7 protein-coding genes and 1 pseudogene are annotated in these 6,981 nt (G+C 66.4%); 7 read left to right on the forward strand and 1 reads right to left on the reverse strand.

Going from position 1 to position 6,981, the window contains the following annotated elements:
* From JHC57_RS20070 to rbfA, 7 genes and pseudogenes are all read left to right on the forward strand, one after another.
* Nucleotides 1-105 (forward strand): annotated as a pseudogene (locus JHC57_RS20070) (ribosome maturation factor); the annotation flags it as partial.
* Nucleotides 105-1,766 (forward strand): transcription termination factor NusA, encoded by a 1,662-nt coding sequence (nusA, locus tag JHC57_RS20075; RefSeq protein WP_294032366.1) that lies wholly within the window; start codon nucleotides 105-107, stop codon nucleotides 1,764-1,766. The pseudogene JHC57_RS20070 and the gene nusA, both read left to right, overlap by 1 nt.
* On the forward strand, nucleotides 1,747-2,505 hold the full coding sequence (locus JHC57_RS20080; RefSeq protein ID WP_294032367.1) for a DUF448 domain-containing protein: 759 nt from the start codon (nucleotides 1,747-1,749) through the stop codon (nucleotides 2,503-2,505). The genes nusA and JHC57_RS20080 overlap by 20 nt, the downstream gene beginning before the upstream one ends.
* 17 nt (nucleotides 2,506-2,522) lie before the next feature.
* On the forward strand, nucleotides 2,523-5,069 hold the full coding sequence (gene infB / locus JHC57_RS20085; protein ID WP_294032368.1) for a translation initiation factor IF-2: 2,547 nt from the start codon (nucleotides 2,523-2,525) through the stop codon (nucleotides 5,067-5,069).
* 15 nt (nucleotides 5,070-5,084) lie between these two features.
* The gene (locus tag JHC57_RS20090) at nucleotides 5,085-5,492 is read left to right on the forward strand and encodes a PaaI family thioesterase (protein ID WP_294032369.1); all 408 of its coding nucleotides are present in this window, start codon (nucleotides 5,085-5,087) and stop codon (nucleotides 5,490-5,492) included.
* Nucleotides 5,492-6,046 carry a DUF1697 domain-containing protein gene (locus JHC57_RS20095; protein WP_294032370.1) on the forward strand — a complete coding sequence of 185 codons (555 nt, stop codon included), beginning with the start codon at nucleotides 5,492-5,494 and terminating at the stop codon, nucleotides 6,044-6,046. Before JHC57_RS20090 ends, JHC57_RS20095 begins: the two co-directional genes overlap by 1 nt.
* A complete protein-coding gene (gene rbfA / locus JHC57_RS20100) occupies nucleotides 6,043-6,444 on the forward strand; it encodes a 30S ribosome-binding factor RbfA (RefSeq protein ID WP_294032371.1) in 402 nt (133 codons plus the stop codon). The genes JHC57_RS20095 and rbfA overlap by 4 nt, the downstream gene beginning before the upstream one ends.
* 51 nt (nucleotides 6,445-6,495) lie before the next feature.
* Here the strand turns inward: rbfA and JHC57_RS20105 are convergent.
* A partial coding sequence (locus JHC57_RS20105) for a WS/DGAT domain-containing protein (protein ID WP_294032372.1) occupies nucleotides 6,496-6,981 on the reverse strand: 486 nt, incomplete at its 5' end.

Raw genomic sequence — 6,981 nt, forward strand, 5'->3', positions numbered from 1 at the left:
GCGATCGACACGGCGAAGCTCGTTCTCACCGACAAATTGATTGCCGCAACCGTCCCGCTCTCGATCGAGGGCGCCGACGAAATGGAAGAAGAAGGACAGGACTGATGGCCACTGCCATTTCCGCCAACAAGGCCGAGCTGCTCGCGATTGCCAACAGCGTCGCCAGCGAGAAGATGATCGACAAGGGCATCGTCATCGAGGCCATCGAGGAAGCGATCCAGCGCGCAGCGCGCGCGCGCTACGGCGCCGAGAACGACATCCGCGCCAAGCTCGATGCGCAGACCGGCGACCTTCGTCTGTGGCGTGTCGTCGAGGTCGTCGAGCAGGTCGAGGATTATTTCAAGCAGGTCGACCTCGCCTCGGGCCAGAAACTGCAGAAGGACGCCAAGATCGGCGACTTCATCGTCGACCCGCTGCCCGCGGTCGACCTCGGCCGCATTGACGCCCAGTCGGCGAAGCAGGTCATCTTCCAGAAGGTCCGCGAGGCCGACCGCGAACGCCAGTATGAGGAATTCAAGGACCGCGCGGGCGAGATCATCACCGGCGTCGTGAAGTCGGTCGAATTCGGCCACATCGTCGTCAACCTCGGCCGCGCCGAGGGCGTGATCCGCCGCGACCAGCAGATCCCGCGCGAACTGATGCGCGTCGGCGACCGCGTCCGCGCGCTGATCCTGTCGGTGCGCCGCGAAAACCGCGGCCCGCAGATTTTCCTGAGCCGCGCACACCCCGACTTCATGAAGAAGCTGTTCGCGCAGGAAGTGCCCGAAATCTACGACGGCATCATCGAGATCAAGGCCGCTGCCCGCGATCCGGGTTCGCGCGCGAAGATCGGCGTGATCAGCTATGACGGCTCGATCGATCCCGTCGGCGCATGCGTCGGCATGAAGGGCAGCCGCGTGCAGGCGGTTGTGCAGGAAATGCAGGGCGAAAAGATCGACATCATTCCCTGGTCCGAAGACACGGCGACCTTCGTCGTCAACGCGCTCCAGCCGGCAACGGTCCAGCGCGTCGTCATCGACGAGGATGACAGCCGCATCGAGGTCGTCGTTCCCGACGACCAGCTCAGTCTCGCCATCGGCCGCCGCGGCCAGAATGTCCGCCTCGCCAGCCAGCTGACCGGCAGCCAGATCGACATCATGACCGAGGCCGACGCGAGCGAGAAGCGCCAGCGCGAATTCGTCGAACGCTCGACGATGTTCCAGGAAGAGCTGGATGTCGACGAGACGCTCGCGCAGCTGCTCGTCGCCGAGGGTTTCGGCGAACTCGAGGAAGTCGCCTATGTGCCGCTCGACGAACTCGCGAGCATCGAAGGCTTCGACGAGGAACTGGCGCAGGAGCTGCAGAGCCGTGCCGCCGAAGGGCTCGAACGCCGCGAGGAGGCCTCGCGCGTCGAGCGCCGCGAACTCGGCGTCGAGGATGCGCTCGCCGACATTCCGCACCTGACCGAAGCGATGCTCGTCGTACTCGGCAAGGCCGGGATCAAGACGCTCGACGACCTTGCCGATCTCGCGACCGACGAACTCATTGCCAAGAAGCGCACCGACAACCGTCGCGGTCCGGCGCGCAGCGAACGCGCCGAGGACAAGGGCGGCGTGCTGGGCGAATATGGCCTCAGCGAAGAGCAGGGCAACGAGATCATCATGGCGGCGCGCGCGCACTGGTTCGACGACGAAGAGTCGAGCGAGCCTGCGGAAGCGGCGGCGCAGGCCGGGCCCGCGGCGGAGCCGCAAACCGGGGAGGCCGCCGATGCGGACCCCGCGCAATGATCAGCTGACCGAAACCGACCGCGCAAAGGGGCGCGGCCAGCATGTGCCCGAGCGGCGCTGCGTCGTGACCGGTGAGGTTTCGCCGGCGGAGCAGTTCGTGCGCCTGGCGCTCGGCCCCGACGGCAGCATCGCTCCCGACGTTCATGGCAAGGCGCCGGGGCGCGGCGCGTGGATCGGCGTCGATCGCGCGACCCTCGAAGCCGCGCACGCCAAGGGCAAGCTCAAGGGCGGGCTCGCGCGCGCGCTGCACGAAGGCAACATCGCCATCCCCGACGATCTCGGCGAACGGATCGAGGATCAGCTTCGGCGCGCGACGCTCGACCGGCTGGGGCTCGAATCGCGTGCAGGCACACTGATCAGCGGCAATGACAAGATCGAGCAGGCGGCGCGGCGCGGGCAGGTCCGCCTGCTCCTCCACGCGAGCGATGCGGGCGAGGACGGGCTCAAGAAATTGGCGCAGGCATGGCGCGTCGGCGAGGACGACGAAGGGTCGGGTCGCGAGGGGCAAGTCTTGCCGGTGGACCGCGGCACCCTATCTATGGCATTGGGGCGCGAGAATGCGGTGCATCTGGCGATTGTCGATGCCCGCGCCGCCGACCGGGTGCTGGCGCATTTGAGCCGCTGGCAGTTTTTCACCGGATGGAGTAGGGACGCGGCCAATCGCGTTTCGAGCACAGCTTCCCGCACGTCGGGGACAGGGGATACGTCCGCGGCTTCCGCCGTTTCGGACGCGTTTTGAAGGAATGATGGTTTTCGATGAGTGACGAACAGGACAAGCCGACCCTTAGCCGCAAGCCGCTCGGGCTGAAGCGGACGGTCGAGGCCGGACAGGTGCAGCAGCAATTCAGCCACGGCCGCCGCAATACGGTGGTGGTCGAGGTGAAGCGTCGCCGCGTGCTCGGCCGTCCGGGCGAAGCCGCCCCGGCACCCGAGGTCGAGGAGGCCGAGGCCGCTCCGGCCCCTGCGCCGGCCCCCGCGCCTGCGCCCGCTCCGAAGCCCGCCGCGCCGAAGGCGGCAGCGCCCGACAGCCTGATGACGCGCCAGGAACGACAGGCACAGCTGCTGCGCGAGGCCGAGGAGGCGCGCATGGCCGCGCTCGAGGAAAATCGCCGCCGCGACGAAGCCGCGCGTGCCCGTGCCGCCGAGGAAGAAAAGGCCCGCGCCGAAGCACGTCAGGAACAGGCCGCCGCCAAGGCCGCCGAACCCGCGCCGGCACCGGCTCCGCCCGAACCCGTGGCCGAAGCGCCCGCCGCTGCGGCAGCACCCGAAGGCGAAACCGCTGCGCCGCGTCCGGCGGCGACGACCAGCGCTGCCCCGGCGCCGCGCCGCTTCACGCCGGTCGAAGCGCCGAAACGCCCCGAACCCAAGCGCCCGGAGCAGAAGGCGAACCGCGGCACCGACAATCGCCGCCAGTCGGGCAAGCTCACCGTCACGCGCGCGCTCAACGAGGATGAAGGCGCCCGTGCGCGCAGCCTTGCGGCGCTGAAGCGCGCCCGCGAAAAGGAAAAGCGTTCGCACATGACCTCTTCGGGTCCGCGCGAGAAGCAGGTCCGCGAAGTCGTGGTGCCGGAATCGATCACGGTGCAGGAACTCGCGAACCGCATGGCCGAAAAGGGCAGCGACCTTGTGAAGGCGCTGTTCAAGATGGGAATGCCGGTCACGATCAACCAGGCGATCGATCAGGATACCGCCGAATTGCTCGTCACCGAGTTCGGGCACGAGATCAAGCGCGTCAGCGAAGGCGATGTCGATATCCGCCACGACGAGGATGTCGACGACGCCGCGCATCTCAAGCCGCGCGCGCCGGTCGTGACGATCATGGGTCACGTCGACCACGGCAAGACCAGCCTGCTCGACGCGCTCCGCGGCGCCAATGTGCAGGCGGGCGAAGCCGGCGGCATCACCCAGCATATCGGCGCCTATCAGGTGAAGGCGAAGGACGGCAGCGTCATCACCTTCCTCGACACGCCGGGCCACGAGGCCTTTACCGAGATGCGCCAGCGCGGTGCCAATGTCACCGACATCGTCATCCTCGTGGTGGCGGCCGACGACGGGCTGAAGCCGCAGTCGATCGAGGCGATCAACCATGCGAAGGCGGCCGGCGTGCCGATCATCGTCGCGATCAACAAGGTCGACAAGGAAGGCGCCAATCCGCAGCGCGTCCGCGAACGCCTGCTCGAACATGAGCTGGTGGTCGAGGAAATGGGTGGCGACGTCCAGAATGTCGAAGTGTCGGCGCTCAAGAAGACCGGTCTCGACAAGCTGCTCGACGCGATCGCGCTGCAGGCCGAGATCATGGAGCTCAAGGCCAACCCCGATCGCGCCGCCGAAGGCACGGTGATCGAGGCGAAGCTCGACAAGGGCCGCGGTCCTGTCGCGACGATCCTCGTGCGTCGTGGTACCCTGAAGGTCGGCGACATCTTCGTCTGCGGCGCCGAAAGCGGTCGTGTCCGCGCGCTCGTTGATGATCATGGCAAGCAGATCAAGCAGGCGACGCCGTCGATGCCGGTCGAGGTCCTCGGCCTCGGCGGGGTGCCGATGGCGGGCGACACGCTGACGGTCGTCGAGAATGAGGCGCGCGCGCGCGAGGTCGCCGCCTATCGCCAGGAACAGGCGACCCGCAAGCGCACCGAACAGGCGCCGGTCAGCCTCGAAGGCATGTTCTCGGCGCTCGCCGACAAGGCGAACGTCATCGAATATCCGGTCATCGTCAAAGGCGATGTGCAGGGCAGCGTCGAGGCGATCGTCAATGCGCTCAACAGGCTGTCGACCGACGAGATCCGCGTCCGTGTGCTCCTGTCGGGCGCCGGTGCGATCACCGAAAGCGACGTAACGCGCGCGGCCTCGACCGGCGCGCCGATCATCGGTTTCAACGTCCGCCCGAACGCGAAGGCGCGCGAGATCGCGGCGCGCGAAAAAGTGCGCTTCATGTATTATGACGTCATCTATCACCTGACCGCCGACGTGGCGAAGGAGATGGCGGGTGAACTGGGTCCGGAACGCGTCGAAACCGTCGTCGGCCGCGCCGAGGTCAAGGAGGTTTTCCCCGCCGGCAAGCGCGACAAGGCCGCAGGTCTGCTCGTGCTCGAAGGCTCGATCCGCAAGGGGCTCCACGCGCGTCTTACACGCGAGGACGTCATCGTCTCGGCGACGACGATCGCGTCGCTCCGCCGCTTCAAGGACGACGTCGCCGAAGTGCGCGCGGGCCTCGAATGCGGCGTCGTGCTGGCCGATACGAACGACATCAAGCCGGGCGACCATCTCGAAGTCTTCGAAGTCGAGCTGCGCGAACGCACGCTGTAACGGGAGGGCCGGAGCATGGCTGAGAGTTTTTTCAGCCGGTTTCCGGCCCCGCCCTGCGCCGAGCTGCTGGGCTGGGAGCTGATCGCCGAATATCCGGACGAGGGCCGGATCGAGATCGCCTTTCATCCGACCGCGCAGATGCTCAATCCGCGCGGGACGGTGCAGGGCGGTTTTGTCGCTGCGATGCTCGACGACACCATGGGGCCCGCGCTCGTCAGCATGACCGGTGGCGCGGAAGTCCCCGCGTCGATCGACCTCAACGTCAGCTTCCTCAAACCCGTCATGCCCGGCCGCGTGATCGGCAAGGGCCGCGTGGTCGGGCGCGGCCGGTCGGTGGCTTTCCTCGAGGCCGAACTGTTCGACGAGGGCGGCGAGCTGCTTGCGCGCGCCACATCGAGCGCGCGGATCATGGCGTTCGGCTGATGGTGCGCTACGTCGCCCTGTTCGGCAGCATCAACGTCGGCGGCAACCGGCTGAAGATGGTCGATCTGCGCTCGGCGTTCGAGGCCGAGGGTTTCAGCAATGTCGAGACCGTGGTCGCGAGCGGCAATGTGCTGTTCGATCATGCGGCGCGGCCGACGCGCGGGCTCGAGGAAAAACTCGCGATGATGGTCGACGATCGCTTCGACATGACGAGCGCGGTGGTCGTGCGTGATCGCGACGAACTGGCCTCGGGCGTCTCGGACAACCCCTTTGCCGGCACGAACGAGGACCGGTTCGTCCATACCATGTTCCTGACCGATCAGCCGAGCGGGGAACAGTTCGATCGGTTGCTGGGCGACCATCTGGGTCGCGGGGGCGAAAAGCTCGCGCTCGGCCAACGCATGCTGTTCCTCGACTATGGTGACGGGGTCGCCGACAGCAAGCTCACCGGGCCCTTCATCGAAAGGCGCTTGGGCTGCAAGGGCACCGCGCGTAACATGCGCTCGATCGCGCGCATCGTCGCAAAACTGGACGAAGAGAAGAAGGCGAAGTGAAGAAGGGCGAGAAAGACCAGGGACCGTCGGTCCGCGTGCTGCGCGTCGGCGAGCAGGTGCGTCATATCCTGAGCGAAATCATCGCGCGCGGCGACGTGCACGACGATGTGCTCGCGACGCACCCGGTGAGCATCACCGAAGTGCGCATGTCGCCCGATCTCCGCCACGCGACGGTGTTCGTTAAACCGCTGCTCGGCAGGGACGAGGAAGCCGTGCTGAAGGCGCTGCGTACCAACACCGCCTACCTGCAGAAGACCGTCGCATCGAAGGTGCGGATGAAATATGCGGCGAAGCTCAAATTTCTCGCCGACGAAAGCTTCGACGAGGCGAGCCATATCGAAAAACTGCTGCGCGATCCCAAGGTCGCGCGCGATCTGGAGAGCGGCGAGGAAGGGTAACCGCTATCCTCGTCACCCCGGATCAAGCCCGGAGTGACGATGGCGGAGAAGCTACTTCCCCTTCCTGATCCCCGCTGCGACCTCCAGCTCCACCAGCGCCTCCTCCAGATAGTCGATCATCCGCTGCGCATGCGGGACGCTGCGGCGGCACGCGGTGATGCCGAAATCGATATTCCTGAAATTCGACACCTGCGTGATGTTCATCGCCATGCCGTCGACGGGGATGCTCGCGGGATACATGCCGTCCAATCGCGCGCCGTTCCAGTACATCTGTTCGCGCGGCCCTGGGACGTTCGATATCGTCACCGAATAGGCGGGAAATTTGTCGGCGGTGCGCGTCAGCGCGGTCAGCATCATCGGGAAGCTGGTGATCGCGGTATAGAGCTGGATCTGCGCCGCGGTCATCGCGCGGAGCTGTGTCTTCGCCGAATTCATCGATTCCTGGATCATCGCCATGCGCGTCGCCGGATCGTCGATATGCGTCGCGAGGTTCGCGGTCACCGACGCGACCGAATTGCCCGAATCGATATCGTCCTT

The sequence above is a fragment of the Sphingopyxis sp. genome (assembly GCF_016463645.1).
Taxonomy (GTDB): Bacteria; Pseudomonadota; Alphaproteobacteria; order Sphingomonadales; family Sphingomonadaceae; genus Sphingopyxis.

Coding starts and splice junctions, on each gene's coding strand:
- JHC57_RS20095 (WP_294032370.1), top strand. CDS start 5,492: ATGGTGCGCTACGTCGCCCTGTTCGGCAGCATCAACGTCGGCGGCAAC.
- JHC57_RS20090 (WP_294032369.1), top strand. CDS start 5,085: ATGGCTGAGAGTTTTTTCAGCCGGTTTCCGGCCCCGCCCTGCGCCGAG.
- nusA (WP_294032366.1), top strand. CDS start 105: ATGGCCACTGCCATTTCCGCCAACAAGGCCGAGCTGCTCGCGATTGCC.
- infB (WP_294032368.1), top strand. CDS start 2,523: ATGAGTGACGAACAGGACAAGCCGACCCTTAGCCGCAAGCCGCTCGGG.
- JHC57_RS20080 (WP_294032367.1), top strand. CDS start 1,747: ATGCGGACCCCGCGCAATGATCAGCTGACCGAAACCGACCGCGCAAAG.